The 20,881-nt window shown below is 65.5% G+C and carries 15 protein-coding genes and 1 pseudogene; 12 read left to right on the forward strand and 4 right to left on the reverse strand.

Annotated elements, in window-relative coordinates; translation table 11 throughout:
- The first annotated feature begins 201 nt into the window (after nt 1–201).
- The 4 genes from EI171_RS43190 to EI171_RS43205 all read left to right on the forward strand — a co-directional run bounded on the left by EI171_RS43190 (nt 202) and on the right by EI171_RS43205 (nt 4,945).
- Nucleotides 202–2,562 (forward strand): exopolysaccharide transport family protein, encoded by a 2,361-nt coding sequence (locus EI171_RS43190; protein WP_161536768.1) that lies wholly within the window; start codon nt 202–204, stop codon nt 2,560–2,562.
- Nucleotides 2,555–3,361, forward strand: a complete 807-nt coding sequence (locus EI171_RS43195) for a WecB/TagA/CpsF family glycosyltransferase (protein WP_028173921.1) — start codon at nt 2,555–2,557, stop codon at nt 3,359–3,361. Before EI171_RS43190 ends, EI171_RS43195 begins: the two co-directional genes overlap by 8 nt.
- Nucleotides 3,362–3,380: 19 nt before the next feature.
- On the forward strand, nt 3,381–4,373 hold the full coding sequence (gene galE / locus EI171_RS43200; RefSeq protein WP_028173920.1) for a UDP-glucose 4-epimerase GalE: 993 nt from the start codon (nt 3,381–3,383) through the stop codon (nt 4,371–4,373).
- Between the two features lie 230 nt (nt 4,374–4,603).
- Nucleotides 4,604–4,945: a hypothetical protein gene (locus EI171_RS43205; RefSeq protein WP_011090308.1), complete on the forward strand. Its 342-nt coding sequence runs from the start codon at nt 4,604–4,606 to the stop codon at nt 4,943–4,945.
- Here EI171_RS43205 and EI171_RS43210 read toward each other — a convergent pair.
- Nucleotides 4,919–9,034: a GAF domain-containing protein gene (locus tag EI171_RS43210; protein WP_161536769.1), complete on the reverse strand. Its 4,116-nt coding sequence runs from the start codon at nt 9,032–9,034 to the stop codon at nt 4,919–4,921. The genes EI171_RS43205 and EI171_RS43210 overlap by 27 nt on opposite strands.
- Nucleotides 9,035–9,339: 305 nt before the next feature.
- Between EI171_RS43210 and EI171_RS43215 the strand changes: the two genes are divergently transcribed.
- Genes EI171_RS43215 through EI171_RS43225 form a run of 3 tightly spaced genes read left to right on the forward strand, consistent with a single transcriptional unit; the run spans nt 9,340 to nt 12,581 of the window.
- Nucleotides 9,340–10,392 (forward strand): Ldh family oxidoreductase, encoded by a 1,053-nt coding sequence (locus tag EI171_RS43215; RefSeq protein WP_161536770.1) that lies wholly within the window; start codon nt 9,340–9,342, stop codon nt 10,390–10,392.
- Between the two features lie 21 nt (nt 10,393–10,413).
- On the forward strand, nt 10,414–11,781 hold the full coding sequence (locus tag EI171_RS43220; protein ID WP_161536771.1) for an LLM class flavin-dependent oxidoreductase: 1,368 nt from the start codon (nt 10,414–10,416) through the stop codon (nt 11,779–11,781).
- 14 nt (nt 11,782–11,795) lie between these two features.
- Nucleotides 11,796–12,581, forward strand: a complete 786-nt coding sequence (locus tag EI171_RS43225) for a fumarylacetoacetate hydrolase family protein (RefSeq protein ID WP_161536772.1) — start codon at nt 11,796–11,798, stop codon at nt 12,579–12,581.
- Between the two features lies 1 nt (nt 12,582).
- Here the strand turns inward: EI171_RS43225 and EI171_RS43230 are convergent, their stop codons facing one another.
- Entirely contained in the window at nt 12,583–13,503 is a 921-nt protein-coding gene (locus EI171_RS43230; protein WP_161536773.1) for a LysR family transcriptional regulator, read from the reverse strand.
- A gap of 61 nt (nt 13,504–13,564) precedes the next feature.
- On the opposite strand from EI171_RS43230, the gene EI171_RS46320 reads away from it, so the two are divergent.
- From EI171_RS46320 to EI171_RS43245, 3 genes are all read left to right on the forward strand, one after another.
- Nucleotides 13,565–14,023, forward strand: coding sequence for a hypothetical protein (locus tag EI171_RS46320; protein ID WP_246740409.1), 459 nt, complete (start codon nt 13,565–13,567; stop codon nt 14,021–14,023).
- Nucleotides 14,024–14,321: 298 nt separating this feature from the next.
- Entirely contained in the window at nt 14,322–14,594 is a 273-nt protein-coding gene (locus EI171_RS46325; protein WP_246740410.1) for a hypothetical protein, read from the forward strand.
- 61 nt (nt 14,595–14,655) lie between these two features.
- The gene (locus tag EI171_RS43245) at nt 14,656–15,537 is read left to right on the forward strand and encodes an MFS transporter (protein ID WP_161536774.1); all 882 of its coding nucleotides are present in this window, start codon (nt 14,656–14,658) and stop codon (nt 15,535–15,537) included.
- On the opposite strand, the gene EI171_RS43250 is transcribed toward EI171_RS43245, so the two are convergent.
- The gene (locus EI171_RS43250) at nt 15,509–15,964 is read right to left on the reverse strand and encodes an Lrp/AsnC family transcriptional regulator (RefSeq protein WP_011090317.1); all 456 of its coding nucleotides are present in this window, start codon (nt 15,962–15,964) and stop codon (nt 15,509–15,511) included. The genes EI171_RS43245 and EI171_RS43250 overlap by 29 nt on opposite strands.
- Before the next feature lie 154 nt (nt 15,965–16,118).
- Between EI171_RS43250 and EI171_RS43255 the strand changes: the two genes are divergently transcribed.
- On the forward strand, nt 16,119–19,568 hold the full coding sequence (locus tag EI171_RS43255) for an indolepyruvate ferredoxin oxidoreductase family protein (RefSeq protein WP_161536775.1): 3,450 nt from the start codon (nt 16,119–16,121) through the stop codon (nt 19,566–19,568).
- 5 nt (nt 19,569–19,573) lie between these two features.
- A pseudogene (locus tag EI171_RS46330) lies at nt 19,574–19,759 on the forward strand (amidase); the annotation flags it as partial.
- Here the strand turns inward: EI171_RS46330 and EI171_RS43265 are convergent.
- Entirely contained in the window at nt 19,754–20,665 is a 912-nt protein-coding gene (locus tag EI171_RS43265) for a LysR family transcriptional regulator (protein ID WP_161536776.1), read from the reverse strand. The pseudogene EI171_RS46330 and the gene EI171_RS43265 overlap by 6 nt on opposite strands.
- Between the last annotated feature and the right edge of the window lie 216 nt (nt 20,666–20,881).

Genomic DNA, 20,881 nt, shown 5'->3' on the forward strand with positions numbered 1-20,881 from the left:
CCCGGCATCGCGAGTGTCACAGTGACGCGCCGAGGCGCGGCGTGCGCTTAAACGCTTTGTTTGCCATTTCGGTGAATAGTCCCTCAATGAGTATGGTTAATTTTCCCTGTTGCGTTGATTGGGCACCTATATCCCGGGTGCGTGGCGTAAAGCGAAGAGTAACCCCTCAGCCCGCGGTCGTTGGAATGAAAGCTGGGGACTATGCTTGACTACAACCAGCCGATAGATCGGGCCGGACCGGAGGTCCCGCGACAAAGGCCTCAAACCGGCTTCAACGTGCTGGAGCTCGTCAATCTGCTCTGGCGGCGGAAGATCGCGATTGCCGCTGCCGCACTCCTCGGTGCGACGCTTGCCGTCACCGTGGGCAAGAGCGTGACGCCCCGCTACACCGCCACCGCCCAGCTCTATGTCGACCCGCGCGAGCTTCAGCTGGTCGATCGCGAGCTCACGCCGCGTGCCCAGGACGTCTCCGGCATGGCCATGGTGGTGGAGAGCCAGGCCCGCCTGATCACCTCGAACAGCGTGCTGCTCCAGGTGATCCAGCAGGCCGGCCTCGACAAGGACCCCGAATTCGGCGGCGGTGATGCCAGGAGCCTGATGTCGTCGCTGCTCGGCCTGATCGGCCTTCAGCCCCGTGCGCCGTCCGCCGCGGAAACCAAGGAAGTGCAGCTCGCGGCGCTCGACGCGCTGAACCGGCACATCACGGTCCGCAAGACCGAGAAGAGCTTCATCGTCGACATCGAGGTCTGGTCGACCGATCCGGCGAAAGCGGCGATGCTCGCCAACACGCTGACCAGCGCCTACCTCGCCGAATCCCGCAACTCGCAGGCTTCGGCCGCGCGACGCGCCACCAACGATCTCTCCGGCCGCCTCAAGGAGCTTCGCGAGCGGTTGCGCAGTGCCGAGACCGCGCTCGCCACCTACAAGGCCCAGAACAATTTCGTCGGCACCCAGGACGCGCTGATCAGCGACCAGCAGCTCTCCGCCAGCAATCAGCGGCTTTCCGCGGCCCGCGCGGCGACAATGGACGCACAGGCGCGGCTCGACCAGATCGAGGCGAGCCGGCGCACCGCTGCAGATGCCGGCGCGAATTCGGAGGCGCTGCAATCGCCAACCATCGCGAACCTGCGCGCGCAATATGCCGACGCCCGCAAGAAGTACGCGGAGCAGGCCGGCGAGCTCGGCCCGCGCCATCCGGCGCTGCGCCAGACCGAGAAACAGGTCGAGGATCTCAAGCGCACCATCAACGAGGAGATCGATCGCTTCGCGCAGTCCGCCAAGAACGATCTGACGCGCGCCCGCGACTACGAGGCCTCTCTGAACCGGGCGCTGGAGGCGCAGAAGCGGCAGAGCGTGCAGCTCAGCCAGGCCGCCGTGCGCCTGCGCGAGCTCGAGCGCGAGGCCGATGCCAGCCGCGACGTCTATCAGTCCTTCCTCAAGCGCTCGCGCGAGACCGAGGAGCAGGAGACCCTGAACACCTCGGCGGCCCGCGTCATCGGCGAAGCCACCGTGCCGCAGCGGCGCTCGTTCCCGCCGGCGATGAGCCTGTTCGCCATGATCGGCTTCATCTTCGGCGCGCTCGCGGCTTCGAGCTGGTTCGTCGCGGCCGAGCTCCTGTTCGCCGGCGCCCCCACGCCGGCCCGCCGTGAACGCACACCGGCGCCGCAAGCTCCCCGAGCACCAGAGACGACGCGGACTTCGGAGATTGCCCGGCCTCAGCAGGCATCGCGCACTCCGGAAGTCGCGCAGGCTCTGCCGGAAGTTGCCGCGCCATCGCTGCAGCCCTCGATGGTCGAAAGGCCCCTGATCGAAAAGCCGCTGATCGCGCGCCTGCAGGAGGCCGATGTCATCCACACGCTGGGTGCCATTCTCGCCACCGGCGGCGGCGTCGACCTGACACGGCTGGGCTGGCCGACGCTGCGCCCCGGCTTTCCCCTCACGACGCTACTCAATGCCTGGCGCGACATGCGCGCCGCGGTGGCCCGGCGCGCCGGCGGCAAGGCGATGCCGGTGATCGCGCTCATTGGTGCGAGCGAGACCACCGGGCGCAGCGTGACCGCGCTGAATTTCGCGCTCGCGGCCGCGCGTGACGGTGCCCGCGTCCTGATGATCGATGCCGACCATCAGGCACGCTCGCTCTCGAACAAGGTCACCCGTCCCGGCAAGAGCGAGCCGAGCGCGCTCGGCTGGCTCTCGATCGGCAGCAAGACCGCGCGCGAGATCAAGACGGTGAACGGCATTTCGGTGCTGCCGGCCGCCGAAGGCGACGCGGGTAAAGCGGCCGAGGCCATCCGCAAGGCGATTTCGCAGGCGCGCGCCGCCGGCGGCTATGACCTCGTGGTCCTCGACGGCCCCGCGATGCCGCTCCCGGCCGGCGGCCGCAAGCTGCTTGACGATGCCGACGCACTGGTTGCGGTACTGCCGACCAGCCTCGACATCAACGACAGCCTGGAAGAGATCCTGAGCACGCTCGGCCGCGCCGAGCGCAAGCTCGTCGGCGTCGTGCTCGACGAACTCGCGCCCGCAACCCAGGCGCGCCAGCGAGGCAGACAATATGCTTGAGCGCCGCGTCAATCTGGACGGCCGGGCCGCAACCGCCGACGTGCCGCGGATCACCGTCGGCGGCCTTCGCATGGCCGCGCTCGACCTGGAAGCGACCGCCGACTTCATGATCGAGGCGACCGATCCGCGTCATCGCATCGGCCGTCCGTTGCACCTGACCTCGGCCAATGGCGAGGTGCTGGCGCGCTGCTCGACCGAGCCGGAGACCGAACGCCTGTTCCGCGGCGCCGACCTGATCAACGCCGACGGCCAGCCGCTGGTGGCGGCCTCGAAGCTGCAATCCTGGTTCCCGCTGCCCGAGCGCGTCGCGACCACGGACCTGTTCCACGTCGTCGCGCGCAAGGCCGAAGCGGTCGGCCGCACCTTCTACATGTTCGGCGCCAGCGAGGCCGAGAACGCCGCGGCGGTCGAGAACGTCCGGAAGATGTATCCGAACCTCAAGATCGTCGGGCACAGCCACGGCTATCTGCGCGGCGAGGCCCTGCGCGCGAAGGTCGAGGAGATCAACGCGCTCGCGCCGGACTATCTCTGGGTCGCGCTCGGCGTGCCCAACGAGCAGGCATTCGTGGAGCAATACACGCCGCTGCTGACCAATGTTGGCGTTATCAAGACATCGGGCGGCCTTTTCAACTTTTTGTCGGGCAGCCGGTCCCGCGCGCCGCAATGGATGCAGAAATTCGGACTCGAATGGGCCTGGCGCACCTGGCTCGAGCCACGCCGCCTGTTCTGGCGCTATTTGACCACCAACCCCCGCGCACTCTATCTTCTCTTCAGCCGCAAACGGCCTTCCAATCGCTGAGAGAAGAGTAGAAGACGATATGACCGACCGACCGACCGTCCTCGTCACAGGGGGCGCGGGCTATATTGGCTCGCATGCCTGCCGCGCACTGTCTGCCGCCGGCTATCAGCCCGTCGTTTATGACAATCTCTCGACAGGTCATCGCAGCTTCGTCGCCGGCCCCCTGGTGATCGGCGACCTTCTCGACGGTGCAGCGTTGGCGCGCGCCTTTGCCGACCACAAGGTCACGGCGGTGATGCATTTCGCGGCGGCGAGCCTCGTCGGCGAATCCATGACCGATCCGCAGAAGTACTACATCAACAATGTGCAGGGCACGCTGTCGCTGCTCCAGGCGATGCGCAACGCCGGCTGCCATCGCATCGTGTTCTCCTCGACCGGCGCCGTCTACGGCAACGCCGATTCCAAGGAGCTGCCGGAAGACTTTCCCTGCGCGCCGATCAATCCCTATGGCGCCTCGAAATGGATGATCGAGCGCATGCTCGCCGACTATCGCGCGGCCTATGGCTTCGGCGCGTTCTGCCTGCGCTATTTCAACGCCAGCGGCGCCGATCCGGCCGGCGGCATCGGCGAACTGCGCGACAACGAGACCCATCTCATTCCGCGAGCCATGATGGCCCTGCAGGGCCATGTCGACTTCGCTGTCTTCGGCGACGACTACGACACGCCCGACGGCACCGCGATCCGCGACTACATCCATGTCACCGACCTCGCCGCCGCGCATGTCGCGGCGCTGAAGCTGCTGGAACAGGGACATGCCGGCGGCAGCTTCAATCTCGGCACCGGCTCCGGCTTTTCGGTGCGCGAGATCCTCAACGCCATCAGGCAGGAGACCGGGCGCGAGGTGCCGCACACCGTCAAGCCGCGCCGCGCCGGCGATCCCACCTATCTGGTCGCCGACCCGTCCGCCGCGCGAAAAGTTCTGAACTTCGTGCCGCGTCACTCCGACCTGCCTACGGTCATCCGCACCGCCTGGGCCTGGCACCAGAAGGCACATCCGTTCAGGTCGCGTTAGGTAATCGTAACACCCGCACCTTGCCTGCCGTCCCTCCAAACGGCTAGAATGGACGTTCGCTGCCGCCGTCGGCGCATCGCTGACGGCCGCATTTCAGGCATTGCCGACGATGATGTCGGCATGCATGGCTCGGCCAATTTGCGCGAGCCAGCTTTTTCCGAGCGTCAAGGCCACGATCAAATCCGCGCGTCGGCCTGTCATCGGGCGCGGATTCCGGGAGTATCGACCGCATGCATCAGGCTGCACGCCTGGAGTTCGAGCGCGTGATGGATGAGTTCGTTCGCTGGCATGTCGTGCCCGGGGACGAGCGCTCGCCTGCGCCTGCCTGGTGGTGGGGGCCTGCCATGGCGGTGGTCGACGATCACGAGCCGATGAGCGGCGCATGGTGCTCCGAGCTCGGCTTGAACGAAGGCGCGAGCTTCGCCGACGGTGCGCGCACGATACTCGCGCTGTTCGTCGAGCAGACCTCGCTGACGGGGCCGCAGGATTTTCCGCGCAAGGCCGAGGCCACGGATCACGAGGTCCGCGAATTGCACCCGCAACCGTCAGACGACAGCGCGTTTCAGCCGTAACGCCGCCGCTTCGCGGGCGGCGGGATCCGGTTCCGGCTGGAGCGGCGGCGCGATCGGCAGAACCATCGGCCGCAGCAGTTCGGCCATCTGCCGCGCCGGCAGCGGCTTCGAGATCAGGAAGCCCTGCATCTCGTCGCAGCCGTGGGTGCGCAGGAACGCTTCCTGCTCGGCGTTCTCGACGCCTTCGGCGACGACGGTCATGCCGAGCGCCTTGCCCATGCTGATGATCGCCTGCGCAATCGCCTGGTCCTCCGAATCCTGCGGCAGGTCGCGCACGAAGGAGCGGTCGATCTTGATGGTGTCGATCGGGAAGTGCTTCATCAGCGACATCGACGAATAGCCGGTGCCGAAATCGTCGATGGCGAGGCGGATGCCGCGGCTCTGGATGGCGTCGAGCACCTTGAGCGCGCGCCCGACATTGCGCATCATCATGCTCTCGGTGACCTCCAGCTGGAGCAGCACTGGCGACATGCCGGAGGCCGCCAGCGCCTCGTCGACATCCTGCAACAGATGTTCGTCGACGAACTGCCGCGGCGACAGGTTCACCGCCATCGACAGCGGCAACAGGCCGCGGCGCTGCCAGGCCATCGCCTGCGCGCAGGCCTCGTTCAGTACCCAGCGGCCGATCGGCACGATCAGCCCGGTTTCTTCCGCAAGCGGAATGAACTGTGCCGGCGAGACGCTGCCGAGATCGGGATGTGCCCAGCGCAGCAGCGCTTCCACGCCGGTGATCTGGCCGGTCTCCATGTCGACCTTGGGCTGGTAGTTCAGCGAAAACTGCTCGCGCTCCAGCGCCCGGCGCAGCGCGCTCTCGAGCGACAGCCGCTCGATCGACTGCGTCTTCACTTCCTTGGAGAAGAAGCGGTAGCCGTTCTTGCCGTCCTCCTTGGCGAGATACATCGCCATGTCGGCGTTCTTGGTCAGCGTCTGCGCGTCGGAGCCGTTGGCCGGATACATCGCGATGCCGATCGAGGCCGTGGTGTGACACTCGTGGCCGGCCAGTTCCATGGGCTCGGCGAGCGCCGCGAGCAACCCGGTCGCAATCCGCTGCACGTCGTCGATCTCGCCGCACTGGTCGAGGATCACCACGAACTCGTCGCCGCCGAGGCGCGCCACCACGTCGCTTGTCCGCAGCGCACCGCGCAGCCGGTTCGCCACTTCGAGCAGGAGCAGATCGCCGGCCTCGTGGCCCAGCGAATCGTTGATGACCTTGAAGCGGTCGAGATCGATGAACAGAACCGCAAAACGGTGATCGTGGCGCTGCGCGGCGTCGATCGCCTCGCGCAGCAGCCCGTTGAAGGTCTCGCGGTTCGGCAGGTCGGTCAGGCTGTCATGCGAGGCGAGGTATTCGATTCGCTCGTCCGCCTGGTTCTTCTCGTCGGTGCGATCGAAATTCTCCATCGCAAAGGAGACGTTGTCGGCGAGGCGCTGCAGCAGCTCGACGAACTCGGACGTGAAGGTGCCCGGTTCGGTCGACATGTAGATCATGACGCCCACGGCCTGGTCGTGCGCGATGAGCGGAAACGCCGCGCCCGACCGTGCGCCGTCGCCGCGGACGACGGCATGGAAGACACGGACGCGATCGTCGTTGAGATAGTCGTTGCTGATGCAGGGCTGGCGTGTGCGGAATGCCGTGCCGCTCATTCCGCGCCCCTCGGGACGCTCGGGGTCGATGGAGAGGCGGATGTTGCGCGTGGTTTCGGCGGACGGCCCGGCCGCGGCCACGATCTCGAGCTGGTCGCTGTCGGCCCTGGCCAGCGCGATCGTCGTCGAGGTGAACTTGGCGCCGTTCGATGCCGCGAGGCAGACGAGGTCGAACAGCTCGGCGCGCGACTTCGCCCGCATGATCGCCTCGTTGGTGGCGCTCAGCGCCGCGAACATGCGCGTCAGGCGCTCCTTCTGCGCCTCGGTGCGGGCCTTTTCCTCGGCCCGATCGAAATTGTCGAGCGCGAACGAGACGTTCTCGGCAAGCCGCCCCAAGAGCTGGATCAGGTCCGGCGTGAACGCGCCTTCGTCGACTGAAAGGAACAGCAGCACGCCGACCGCCTTGCTGCCGTTGCTGAGCAGCGGGAAGCAGGCCCCCGATCTCGTGCCCTGGATGCGCGCGATCTGGTGCCAATGCGCCGTGCGGATGTCGGTGAGAAGCTCGTTGGCGACGCAAGGGATGCGCGTGCGGAAGGCGGTGCCGGTCAACCCCCGGCCTTCCGGATCTTCCGCCGACGTCGAGAACCGCCACGACTTGACCTGGTAGCAGCTCTCACCCTTGGTCATGGCGATGTCGAGGTAATGTCCGGTTTCGTCCACCAGCGCGATGGTCGCGGAGGAGAACGTGCCGCCGAGCACCGCGGCTTCGCAGACCACTTCGAACAATTCGGCGCGGGTCTTCACCCGCATGATGGCTTCGTTGGTCGCGCTCAGCGCCTCGAGCATGCCCCGCAGACGATTGCGCTGGATTTCGGCCTTGGCCTTTTCATCGGCGCGATCGAAATTCTCCAGCGCGAAGGCGACGTTGGCCTGAAGCTTGCGCAACAGCTCGACGAACTCGGGCGTGAAGGTACCGCGCTCCGGAGAATTGAACAGGAACACGCCCTCGACCCGGTCGCCATTCAAGAGCGGCAACGCCGCGGACGACGCGATCCCGGTGCGGCGGGCGCTGGCCTGCCACGGCGCAATGCGGTCGTCGGCGAACACGTCGTTGCTGACCGAGGGCTGGCGCGTGCGGAACGCAGTGCCGGTCAGCCCGCGTCCCTCCGGCACCTGGTCGGAGGTGGAGAACTTGAAGGTGCGGACCTGTTCGGCGTTCGGCCCATAGCTGGCGACCACGCGCAGCAGCTCGGCACGATGGTCGGCGAGCGCAATGGTGACCGAGGTGAACTTGGCGCCCTTCGCCGTCGCCTCGCAGACGAGGTCGAACAGCTCGGCCCGCGTCCGCGCGCGCAGGATCGCCTCGTTGGTGGCGCTCAGGGCCGCATACATGCGGGCGAGACGCTCTTCTTCCGCGGCGATATTGGCCTTCTCTGCCTCACGGTCAAAATTCTCGATCGCGAACGAGACGTTCTCCGCCATGCGCAGGAGCAGCGCGACGACTTCCTCGTCCTTGGCCCACGACCTGCTGACGAAGGACAACAGCACGCCGACGCTTTCGCCGTGCTTGATTAGCGGCGCGACCACGCAGGCGGCGACACCGGTGTTGACGTTGGCCTGCTCCCACGGGGTTCCCCGGGTGCGGCTGGCGAGATCTTCCTCGATGACGGCCTTCTGCGTCCGGAACACCTCGCCGGAGATGCCCTTGCCATAGGGATTCTCCGGATCGATCGAATAGCGCGCCTGGGTGACCAGCTCCAGATTCTGTCCCGTAGATGCGACCGGCTTCATCCAGTGCGAACCCGGTTCGCGGAGCAGGACGATGGTCGCAAGCGACTTGCCGCCATGCACGGAGGCGTCGCACACGAGCTGGTAGAGCTCCTGCTCGGTCTTGGCGCGGAGAATGGCCTCGTTGGTGGCGCTGATGGCGCCGAACATGCGGTTGAGCCGCCGCGTCGCCCGCTCGCTGGTCTGCCGCGCCGTCTCACGCGCGAAATTGTCGAGGGCATAGGAGATGTTGGCCGACATGCGCTCGAACAGCGACACCATCTGCTCGTTCAGCGAGCCGGCTTCGCTGCGGGTCACGTACAGCACGCCGACGCTCTTGCCGTTGCAGAGCAGCGGCAACGCCGCGGCAGCGCCAATGTGGGCCTTGGCGGCGCCCTCGCGCCACGCCAGCGAGCGCGGATCGTTCAGATAATCGTTGCTGACGCACAGCCTCTGATCGCGAAACGCCTCGCCGCCGACGCCCAATCCTTCCGGCGTGCCGGCGTCCGTGGTGATCTCGATCGAGCGCAGCCGCTGGATATCGTCGCCGCAGCCGGCCGCAAAGCAAAGCCGCCGGCCGTCCGGTCCCACCAGGAACACGGCCACGGCCAAAAAGTCCCCGCTCGAAAACCCGGCGTCGCAGACCTTCTGGTACAGCTCGTCCGGCGATTTCGCGTAGAGGATCGCTTCGTTTATGGCGCTCAACGCCGCAAAGGTGCGCGCGAGTGTCGTCGGCACGATCTCAGCTCCCGGGCATTTCTGCCTAATTTTCCCGGGTACTTTATGAACGGCCATCGCCTAAGTGGTCGTTATTGCGTGTCGCAAACCGTCGATCAGAGTGAACGAGCTGCGAACGACCCCCGCCAAACTGTCGAGAATACCGCCGGCCGGAACGAATCTTCGACCAAAGGCGCGCTCTCTTTACGAATTTGCAGCCCTGTATTGGTTTACGGGAGATTGATATCGGTCCTGCGCTTTGAGACGATGGTCCCCAACAAGCGCCCGCCAGCTATCATGATAAGGGCGATGACCGGGGAAACGCCATGCCGATCGTCAGGGCCGACCGCCTCACGCGCATCAGCGCCGCCCTGCTCCAGGCGGCGGGAGCTTCCCAGGAAGAGGCCGATGCGGTCGCGACCGGCTGCGTCAACGCCAATCTCGCCGGCCACGACTCCCACGGTGTGATCGCGGTTCCCACCTATATCGACCGCATCAAGGCCGGGCACATCGTTCCCGGCGCGACATGGACCATCGTGCAGGAATCGCCGACCACGACCGTAATCGACGGCCATTGGGGATTTGGTTTCCACGTCAACGCCAAGGCAATGGCGCTGACGATCGCGAAGGCGAAGACGGCGAACGTCGCCGCCTGCACCGTGTTCCGGCAGAGCCATGTCGGCCGCCTCGCCGCTTATCCGCTGATGGCGATGCGCGAAGGCATGATCGGGATTGCAACGGCGGACTCCGGCCGCTCGCCGAAGCACGTGGCGCCGTTCGGCGGCAAGGAGGCGCGGCTCGGCACCAACCCGATCTCGATCGCGGTGCCGTCCGATCTCGATGCGCCGTTCTACCTGGACATGGCGACCTCGGCGGTCGCCGCCGGCAAGATCCAGCTCGCTGTGGCCCGCGGCGATAAGATCCCGACGGGATGGATCATCGATGCCGAGGGACGGCACACCACCGACCCGACCCAGTATCGCAAGGGCGGCGCGCTGCTGCCGCTCGGCGGCACCGAGGGCTACAAGGGCAGCGGGCTTGCCGCCATGGTCGAGGTGCTGTGCGGCCTGCTCACCGGTCTCGGCTTCGGCGTCGAGCCGACGGGGCGGCACAATGACGGCTGCTTCATGGCGGTGTTCAACGTCGCCGCGTTCCGCCCGCTGAAGGAGTTCAAGCGCGAGGTCGCCGAATTCGCGCGCTATCTGAAATCGACCCCGCCCTCCGAGGGCAGCACCGGCGTCTACTATCCCGGCGAGATCGAGGGCGTGCGCGAGCATCAGCGGCTGCGTGACGGCATCGAGGTCGAGGATGCCACCTGGGACAAGCTGCGCGCGCTGGCGCGGGAATACCGGCTCGACACGGTGCTCGATCTGGCCTGACGCAATTCGGAGAACAGCAGCATGACGCGGCAGATGGTACTGGTCGGCTTCCTCCAGGCGCAAAACTGCACCAATTTGCCGAGCTCCTGGCGGCATCCGGACTCGCGCGACGATTCGATGTCGGCGGATTACTATCAGGAGATCGCCAGGATCCTCGAAGCCGGCAAGTTTCACATGGCCTTCTTCGACGATCGCCTGGCGATGCCGGACCGCTACGGCAACGACCACGCCCATACCGTCGAATACGGCATCCGCTGCGTGAAGATGGACCCGCTGATCGTGCTGACCACGATGGGCATGGTCACCGACAGGCTCGGCCTTGGCGCGACCTGCTCGACCACCTATTACGAGCCGTTCGACGTCGCGCGCCGCTTCGCGACGCTCGATTTGATGTCCGGCGGGCGCGCGGGCTGGAACGTCGTCACCTCGCTCAATGACGGCGAGGCGCTCAACATGGGCCGGGACTCCCATCCCGAACACGATTCCCGCTACGACCGCGCCGACGAGTTCATGGAGGTCGTGCTCGGGCACTGGGACACCTGGGAGGACGGCGCGCTCATCATGGACAAGACAAGCGGCCGCTTTGCCGATCCGGCCAAGGTGAAGCGGCTCGATCACAAGGGAGCGGCCTTCAAGTCGCGTGGCCCCTTCACCGTGCCGCGTTCGCAGCAGGGCCATCCCGTCATCATCCAGGCCGGCGCATCCGGCCGCGGCCAGCGCTTTGCCGGCCGCTGGGGCGAGGTGATCTTCACCGCCGCGCGCAACCTCGCCGCGGCCAAGGAGGGTTATGCGGCCGTCCGCAACGAGGCGGCCAAAGCCGGCCGCGATCCCGACCAGATGTTCCTCTGCAACCTGACGACGCCGGTCTGCGGCGCGACCAAGGCCGAAGCCGAAGACAAGATGGCGCTGATCAACAAGCTGCCGCTGCAGATCGACGCGCTGTCGCTGCTCGCCGAAGCGCTCAATTACGATTTCGCCTCCAAGGACCTCGACGCGCCGCTGACCACGGAAGAGCTGAAGAGCATGCAGGGCATTCTGGGCATCCGCGACGGCGTGCTGAAGAATTCAGGCAAGAGCAATCCGAGCGCGCGCGATTTCGTCACCTTCTCCGGCCGCGGCCAGGTGCAGGACGCGATGGTCGGCGGCCCCAAGGAGATCGCGGACAAGCTCGAAGAGATGTTCGTCGAGCGCGGCTGCGACGGCTTCGTCATCGCGGCCACCTACGTGCCCGGCTCCTACGCCGATTTCGTGCGCCATATCGTGCCGGAGTTGCAGCGGCGCGGCTTGTTCCAGAAGGACTATGCCGGCAAGACGCTGCGGGAAAATCTCGGCTTGAGGCGGCCTGCCGCCGGCGCCTGGAAGGTGCAGCCGCGCGATGCTGCGGAATAACTGGAGGATCCGACATGCGCTGGCTGAAATTCTCCGCCTCGGACAAGACCTCCTGGGGGATCGTTGAAGGCGACCGGGTCATCGCAATCGACGGCGATCCCTTCGGCGAATGGCAGCGCACCTCGCGCACGCTTCCGCTTGGCGAGGTGAAGATCGAGCTGCCGCTGATCCCGCGCACCTTCTATTGCGTCGGCCTGAACTATTTGAAGCACCTGAAGGAGGCCGCCGACAAGCGCGGCGAGGTGCCGGCCGTGCCTGACAGGCCCGAGATCGGCTATCGCGCGCAGAACGCGCTGATCGCACACGACGAGGAGGTCGTGATCCCCTCTTTCGCGACGGACAAGATCCACTACGAGGGCGAGCTCGTCGTCGTCATCGGCAAGAAGGTCAAACACCTCACCAAGCAGAACGCGATGGATTGCGTGTTCGGCTACACCATCGGCAACGACGTCAGCGAGCGCAGCTGGCAGAAGGCGGATCGCAGCCTGTGGCGCTCGAAGAACGCCGACACGTTCAAGCCGATGGGCCCGTGGATCGAGACCGAGGCGAATCTCGCCAGGATGGAGACCGTCGTCCGCGTCAACGGCAAGGAGACCAACCGCTTCTACACCAACGACATGATCTTCGGCGTGGTGCCGTTCCTGGTCGAGCTGACCAAGTACTTTACGCTATGGCCGGGCGATGTGATCTGGATGGGCACCGACGGTGCCTCGCCGGACATTAGGCATGGCGATGTCGTGGAGATCGATATCACCGGCATCGGCACGCTGCGCAATCGGTTCGTGCGGGAGCAACGGTAGATCAGCTCGCGCCGCCTGAGCGGCCCTTCACATGATCGATAAAGGCCCGCAACTTCGGCATGATTTGTCGGTGACCGGGATAGTACAGGAACACGCCCGGCGTCATCGGCGCGAATTGCTCCAGGACGGGAACGAGCTTTCCCGCCGCCATGGCACCGGTGGCCAGCGGTGCGGGCACTTGCGCAAGACCCACACCTTCGACGGCGGCTCCGAGCATCGTCGGAAAGTCGTTGGCGATGAAAGGTCCCGCAACCACAATCTCGATCGAACGACCGTTGTCGTCGAGCGACCATGACGCAAGCGCACCGTTCGATCGTCGCAATCTCAAGCACGCGTGCTCGCGCAGATCGTCTGGCCGCTCGGGCCGACCGCGGCGGGCAAGGTAAGCCGGGCTACCGAGGATAATGAGCGGTAGCGGATTCGTCAGGCGCACCGCGACCATGTCGGGGGCGATGAACTGGCCCAACCTGATGCCGGCGTCAAAACCTTCGGCTGCGAGGTCGACCAGCTCTTCGCTTGCGGCAAGCTCCACCTCGATCTCGGGAAATGCCCGGCAGAACGACGCGATCAGCGGCTCCAGCAGGATCGGCGCGACGGAGCGCGGTACGGTGAGACGCAGGAGGCCGGCCGGTCGCTGTCCGAGCTCGCGCGCCGCCCCGCTTGCCGCGACGAGCTCCTCGAAGGCGGGTCTGGCGCGCGCAAGGAATCTTTCGCCGGCTTCGGTCAAACCGACGCTGCGGGTCGTGCGGATGAAGAGCGCGGCGCCGACGCGCGCCTCGAGCGCGCGTATCGCCTGACTGATGGCCGATGGCGTGACCCCGAGCTCAGCTGCCGCTCGGCGGAAACTGCGATGTTGGGCGACACTCAGGAACGCCTCCACGCCGTCCAGTGCACCGTGCCTGACTGTGAAGTTCTGCTTCATAGCCCGTCAACATTATCGCGAATAGTAACTCGCGGGAAGCGGCCTTACATCCGAATTGCAAATGAGCCGTGCCGCCGCAGCAACCGCCGCGATCGGAGAAACGAAATCGATGAAGACAGTCCGCAACGTCGTCTTGAACGTCGTCTTGGCAGTCACCCTCATACTCACAGGCGCAATCTCCATGGCCGATCCTTCACTTGCCCAATCACAGACCGCGTCGCCGACAACGGGGGTCATGGTCATCCTGACCGTCAAGGCGGGCGTCACCCGAGATCAGATCATGGCCGTCATGCCCGATGAAATCAGGCAGACCGTGCAGCTCTATCTCAACGGAACGGTTCGCGAATGGTATTCGCGATCCGACGGGCGCGGCGCCGTATTCCTGTTGAATGTCAGGGATGTCGCCGAGGGACACGCGATCATGGAGGGCCTGCCGCTCGCGCGGCGGGAACTCATGGACCACGACTACATCGCAGTCGGTCCGCTGATGCCGCTCGGTCTGCTGATGGCCAAGCCCTGAGCGTCCGCCGACGCCGAACCCACCGGCTTCGACCACACTGGCCGGACAGGCCACCACAAGGAAATCCGAACGTGCCGCAAAGCTTCAACCTTCCCTTCGTGCTCAGCGTCGCCGGCGCTTTCCTGACAAGCGCGGTGGTGGCTTCGATCTACGTCTGGCCGGCACTCCGCGTCATGCCGCGCTATGAGGCCCTGAGACTTCTCGTGGCCTTCAGCGCGTTCAGGTTTTTCGGCATGAATTTCATGGTGGCGGGATTCGTATCCGCGGAGTTGAGCCCGAATTTCGCCGCCGAGGTCGGATGGGGGGGATTGCCGCCACTCTTGCGCTCGCGTCAATCGCAGCACTCTCCTGGCGATGGTCGATCGCAATTCCGGTGGTCTGGGCGTTCAACGTCTGGGGCACGCTGGATCTCCTGAATGCCTACTACATGGGCGTGACGAAAATCCAGGATCCCGGCCTCTTCGGCGCCGGCATTTATATTCCAGCCCTCTACGTGCCGCTGCTGCTCGTCAGCCATGTTCTCGTCTTCATGATTCTGGTGAGGTCCGGATCGGAAGAAGAAACGGCCTGACATGGCCGCTGGCCGCGATCTCGTGCGTCCACCGCAGCCGACCTCTCTCTAGGGAACGCCGATGAACAGCGATGCTGCTTCCGTTGCCGCCCCGGCCCAGCCTGCCATCCGGCTCGGCTTGATGTGGACCGTTCTATTCACGATCCTGCGGACCTGGCTGATCTACTCGCTCCCCGCACTTCCGCAGAGCGGCTTTCCGGCCCTCGGCGTTCGGCTGCTGGCCCATGGGCTCATTGCGCTCGGCCTGTGGCTCGGGCTCGAAAACACCGCGTTGACGCCAGAGCAACGCCGGGCGACCTGGCTGGTCGTCATGGTCCCCTTCACGCTTTGGGCTGCCCTCGCCTGGACGGCAGCCATCAATGGTGCATTCCGCACGGGTGCCTCCTCCTTGCCGCTGCTTCCCGCGGCGATCCTGCTGCCAGTGATCGTCGGCACTCCTGTGCTGATGCTATCGAAGCGGGTCGGGCAATTGCTCGATGCAATGCCGACGACGTGGCTCATCGCCCTTCAGGTCTATCGCATCTTTGGCAGTCAGTGGCTCGCTTACTGGCTGCGCGGGGTGCTGCCGGGCGTCTGGGCATTGCCGGCAGGAGCCGGCGACGTGCTGACCGGACTGTTCGCGGTGCCGGTGGCGATCGCCTTGGCGGCCGGGACGGCCGAGGAGCGGAAAGGAGCGATCTTCTGGAATATCTTCGGCCTCGCAGACTTCGCCGTCGCGATCGCCCTGGGAATGGCGATGTCGCCTGGCCCGTTCCAGCTCATCGTTCCGGATGGCCCGAGCATGGCCATTGATACCTTTCCGAACGTGCTGACCCCGGCCTTCGTCGTGCCAAGCTCGATCCTGCTGCATGCACTGTCGCTGCGCCAACTGCGCCGTCGCAGCCGGGTGGAGACGTATGAGTCCCCGCGTTGTCTCAGAACGGCAGCGCCACGCCGGTCTTGATCTCCTTCAGCACCACATTGCTGCGGACGTAGCGGATGCCGGGGATGCGGAACATGAACTCGTCGAGGAATCTGTTATAGGCCGCCATGTCCTGCACGACGACGCGCAAATGATAATCGGCGTCGCCCGTGGTCGCGAAACATTCCAGCACCTCGCGGCGCGTCGTGACCCTGGCCACGAATTCGTCGACGAACTTCGCATCGTGCCGCTCCAGCGAGACGTGGAGGATGGCCGACATCGTAAATCCCGCCTGCTCGCGCGCGACCAGCGCCGCATAGCCTTGGATGACGCCGCTCTCCTCCAGCGCGCGCACCCTGCGCCAGCAGGCGGAAGTGGACATGCCGATCTCGTCGGCGAGCTGCTGATTGGTGGCGCGACCATCCTTCTGAAGGTGGGCGAGTATTCGCGTGTCCTGTTCTTCGATCATGGAGGCCTCCCCGGGCCGAGAACATCTACCAAATTTGATTGCCTTGCGCAAAATTCTACCGAAATTTTGATCTATGCGGGACAAATAGGTAAGACCTACCAGCCTCCCAGGCATAATCTTCCAGCTTCAGGCAGGATGCCGCGCGAGGTCCACCATGGACGCCATTCCGTCACTCGACGCTTACGAGCTCTCCGACCGCTACGACCGCGAGGACGGCCGCGTCTTCCTCACGGGTACGCAGGCCATCGTCCGCATCGCACTCGACCAGGCGAAGCGCGACCGTATGCGCGGTCTCAACACCGCCGGCTTCATCTCCGGCTATCGCGGCTCGCCGCTCGGCGGCATCGATCTCGAGCTGTGGCGCATCCAGGAGCGCCTCAAGCGGGACCGCATCGAATTCCTTCCGGCCGTGAACGAGGACCTCGCGGCAACCGCCGTGCTCGGCTCGCAACAAGTCGAGACGCAAGCGGAGCGCGAGGTCGATGGCGTGTTCGGGCTCTGGTACGGCAAGGGCCCCGGCGTCGATCGCTCCGGCGATGCGCTAAAGCACGGCAACGCCTATGGCTCCTCGCCGCATGGCGGCGTGCTGGTGGTCGCCGGCGACGACCATGGCTGCGTCTCCTCCTCGATGCCGCACCAGTCCGACGTCGCCTTCATGAGCTGGTTCATGCCGACGTTGCATCCAGCCGATGTCGGCGAATATCTGGCGTTCGGCGAATATGGCTACGCGCTGAGCCGCTTCTCCGGCATGTGGGTCGGCTTCAAGGCGATCTCGGAGATCGTTGAATCAGGCGCATCCGTCGCGCTGCGCCCGCCGCGCGCCTTCCGCACGCCCGACTTCACGCCGCCGCCGGGCGGCCTGCATTATCGCTGGCCGGACCTGCCGGGACCGCAGATCGAGGAGCGGCTGGAGGCGAAGAAGCACGCGGTCTATGCCTTTGCAAAGGCCAATCCGATCGACCGCCACATCTACGACATTCCGAACGCCACCTACGGCATCGTCACCACAGGCAAGGCGCATCTCGACCTGATGGAAGCGCTGCGGCTGATGGGCCTCGATGAGGCGGCCTGCCGCAGCATCGGCATCGACGTCTACAAGGTCGGCATGGTCTGGCCGCTGGCGCTGCATGACGCGATGGACTTCGTGAAGGGCAAGCGCGAGATCCTCGTTGTCGAGGAAAAGCGCGGCATCATCGAGAGCCAGTTCAAGGAGTATTTCTACGACTATCCCGGCACCAAGCCCGAGCGCATGGTCGGCAAGCATGACGAGCGAGGGGCGCGGCTGATCTCCTGGATCGGCGAATTGTCGCCGCGTGCGCTGGCTGGCGTGCTCGCCCGCCGGCTCGATCCGATGTTTCCGGGCCTCAATCTCGCCGCGCGCGCGGCCGCCTTGATGCCTGAAGCCGCCCGCACGATCAACGTCAGCGGTGCGACACGTACGCCTTATTTCTGCTCGGGCTGCCCACACAACACGTCGACAAAGGTACCTGAGGGCTCGAAGGCGCTGGCCGGCATCGGTTGCCACTTCATGGCGAGCTGGATGGACCGCGAGACGTCGTCGCTGATCCAGATGGGCGGCGAGGGCGTGAACTGGGCAGCGTCGTCGAGATTCACCGGCAACAGGCACATCTTCCAGAATCTCGGCGAAGGCACCTACTATCACTCCGGCTCGATGGCGATCCGGCAGGCGATCGCCGCCAAGGCCAACATCACCTACAAGATCCTGTTCAACGACGCCGTCGCCATGACCGGCGGCCAGCCGGTCGACGGCCCCATCAGTGTCCATGCCATCGCGCATAGCGTCCGTGCTGAAGGCGTGGCGCGCATCGCGCTGGTGTCGGACGATCCCGCGCAGTTTTCGCCGGCGGACCTGCCCATCGGCGTCACCATCCATCCGCGCGAGGAAATGGACCCCGTGCAGCGCGAGCTGCGCGAGGTCTCCGGCGTCTCCGTCCTGATCTACCAGCAGACTTGCGCCACCGAGAAGCGGCGCCGCCGCAAGCGCGGGCAGATGGCCGACCCCAAGCGTTTTGCCTATATCAACGACCTCGTCTGCGAAGGCTGCGGCGACTGCTCGGTCGAATCCAACTGCCTCAGCGTCGAGCCGAAAGAGACGCCGTTCGGCCGCAAGCGGCAAATCAACCTGTCGGCCTGCAACAAGGATTTTTCCTGCCTCAACGGCTTCTGCCCCAGTTTCGTGACTGTCGAAGGCGCGACGCGCCGGAAGAAGAGCGCGAGCGAGATCGGCGCAGTCGGCCGCGCGGCGACGCTTCCCCTGCCCGCTCCCGCCACGCTCGACCGTCCCTACGACCTGCTGGTAACAGGCGTCGGCGGCACCGGCGTGATCACCGTCGGCGCGCTGATCGGCATGGCCGCGCATCTCGAACGGAGCGGCGTCTCGGTCCTCGACTTCACCGGCTTTGCGCAGAAGTTTGGCCCGGTGCTGAGCTACATCCGCCTCGCCGCCTCGCCCGAAGCGTTGCACCAGGTCCGCATCGACCAGGGCGCGGCCGATGCGTTGATCGGCTGCGACCTCGTCGTGAGCTCCGCGCCGAAGGCGTCCGGCACCTATCGCCGCGGTACGCGCGCCGCTGTCAACACGGCGGAGATGCCGACCGGCGACGTCGTTCGCTTCCGCGATGCCGATCTCGCCTCGCCCGCCCGCCTGCGCGCGATCCGGCAGGTCGTCGGCAACGACAATCTCGACACCATCAACGCCAACGCGCTGGCCGAACGGCTGCTGGGCGATGCCGTCTATGCCAACATCATCATGCTGGGCTTTGCCTGGCAGCGCGGACTGATCCCCGTCTCGCTGCAGGCGCTGCTGCGCGCGATCGAGCTCAACGGCATCGCGGTCGAGCGCAACAAGCAGGCCTTTGCCTGGGGCCGGATCGCCGCCGCCGATCCGGACTTCTTGCCGAAGGCGGACGATACGCCCAAAGCCGAGACGCTCGACCAGCTCATCGCCCGCCGCGCCGATTTCCTCACCGCCTATCAGAACGCAGCTTATGCGGCACGCTACCGGACGATCGTCAATAAGGTTCGCAACGCCGAAGCTGCGCTGAGCAGCGAGGCGATGACCGAGGCCGTCGCACGCGCGCTGTTCAAGCTGATGGCCTACAAGGACGAGTACGAGGTGGCGCGCCTGCACATGCAGACCGGCTTCCTCGACGAACTGAAGCGCGAGTTCGAGGACGGTTTTAGCGTCCAGTATCACCTTGCGCCGCCGTTCCTGCCGTCCGAACGCGACGCCCGTGGCCGTCCGCGTAAGCGCGCCTTCGGCCAGTGGATCCAGACGCCGCTTGCCCTGCTCGCGCGGTTGAAGGGGTTGCGCGGGACGCCGCTCGATCCGTTCGGTTACACCGCCGAGCGGCGCACCGAGCGGGAGCTGATCTCCTGGTATGAGGGCGTGATCGAACGGATGCTGCACGAACTCGACGCGGCGCGCCTGCCCGATTTCATTGCGATCGCCAAGGCTCCGATGGAGATCCGTGGCTACGGCCCGGTCAAGGACATCGCGGTCGCGAAGGTGAAGCCGGAGGTCGAACGGCGTCTCGCCGATGTGATCGCCGCATCGCCGGCAGAAATGCGCGCCCACGGTTGACGTGAAACACCGATCCCGGCAGCAATGCCGGCAATCCCGGTGTCCAGATTCCAATCGCGCTCGGCGCGACGAGCAAATTGCCGATTGGCCTTGAGCTCGACGGCCCGGCAGGCAGCGATCGTCGCTTGCTCGCGATCGGCATCGCGCTTGACGGCGTGTTCGGGCGGCGGCCGCCGCCGCACCGGTCATGAATACGGATTGATCAGCTTCTGCTGCTCGGCGCTGTGCGCCACCAGCATGTCGATGAAGGTCCTCACCTTCGCCGACAGATGATGGCGATGCGGATAGACCGCGTTCATGGACAGCTCGACCGTCCGATATTCCGGCAACAGGCGCACGAGGTGACCGGCTTCGAGGTCGTCCTGAATGAGAAACCCCGCCATCAGGCAGACGGCAGCGCCCCCCAGCGCGACCTTCCGCAGCGCTTCTCCGCTGTTGGTGACGAAGCTGCCGGATATCCGTACCGATGCCGGCGTGCCCTTGCGATCGAGGAAGCGCCATTCATCGCCAAACGGATAGTTCAGGTGACGGCCGCAATTATGCGCAGTGAGCTCGTCGAGCTTCTGCACCCGGCCGTGCTTCTCGATATATTCGTGGGAACAGCACAGCACGTGACGCCAGGTGGCGAGGCTCCGCACGATCAGGCTCGAATCCGGCGGCGGGGTCATGCGCACGGCAACGTCATATCCTTCCTCGATGAGGTCGATGTCGGCTTCGCCCATGCGCAGATCGATCTTGAGCTCCGGATAGGCCGACAGGAGTTTCGCCACAACCGGCGCGACGAACGGGACCATGTGCGTGGCGACGTGGACGCGCAACGTGCCGCGGGGCACCGACTGCAATTCGCTCGCGATATCGTCGGCCTGTTCGATATCGGCGAGGATCTGGACGCAGCGGTCGTAATAGGCCTTGCCGATCTCGGTGAGGTTGACCCTGCGCGTGGTGCGCTGAAGCAGCCTCACGCCGAGCCGGTCTTCCAGCGCCTGGACGTGATTGCTCACCATGGTGGTCGACATGTTGAGCTTGCGGGCTGCTGCGGAGAAGCCGCCGGTCTCGACCACCCGGCTGAAGACTTCGAGGCTGGTCAATCGGTCCATGCCACCTGATTATCCGCTCTTGATCGATAATCTCAAGGTTTTCGCCCCGATTATCTATCAGATCATCTCGCGTATGACATGGCGCATGGGTTAGCAGCAATCGCTCGACAGGCGCGGCAATCGCTCTGGGGCAGTCGCACGTCTGGTTCGGTAGACCACACACCAGGGCGAACCCCGGACTATCCACCCCGAGTGGATAATCCTTTCAGCATTTCG

The organism is Bradyrhizobium sp. LCT2 (genome assembly GCF_009931255.1).
Taxonomy (GTDB): domain Bacteria; phylum Pseudomonadota; class Alphaproteobacteria; order Rhizobiales; family Xanthobacteraceae; genus Bradyrhizobium; species Bradyrhizobium diazoefficiens.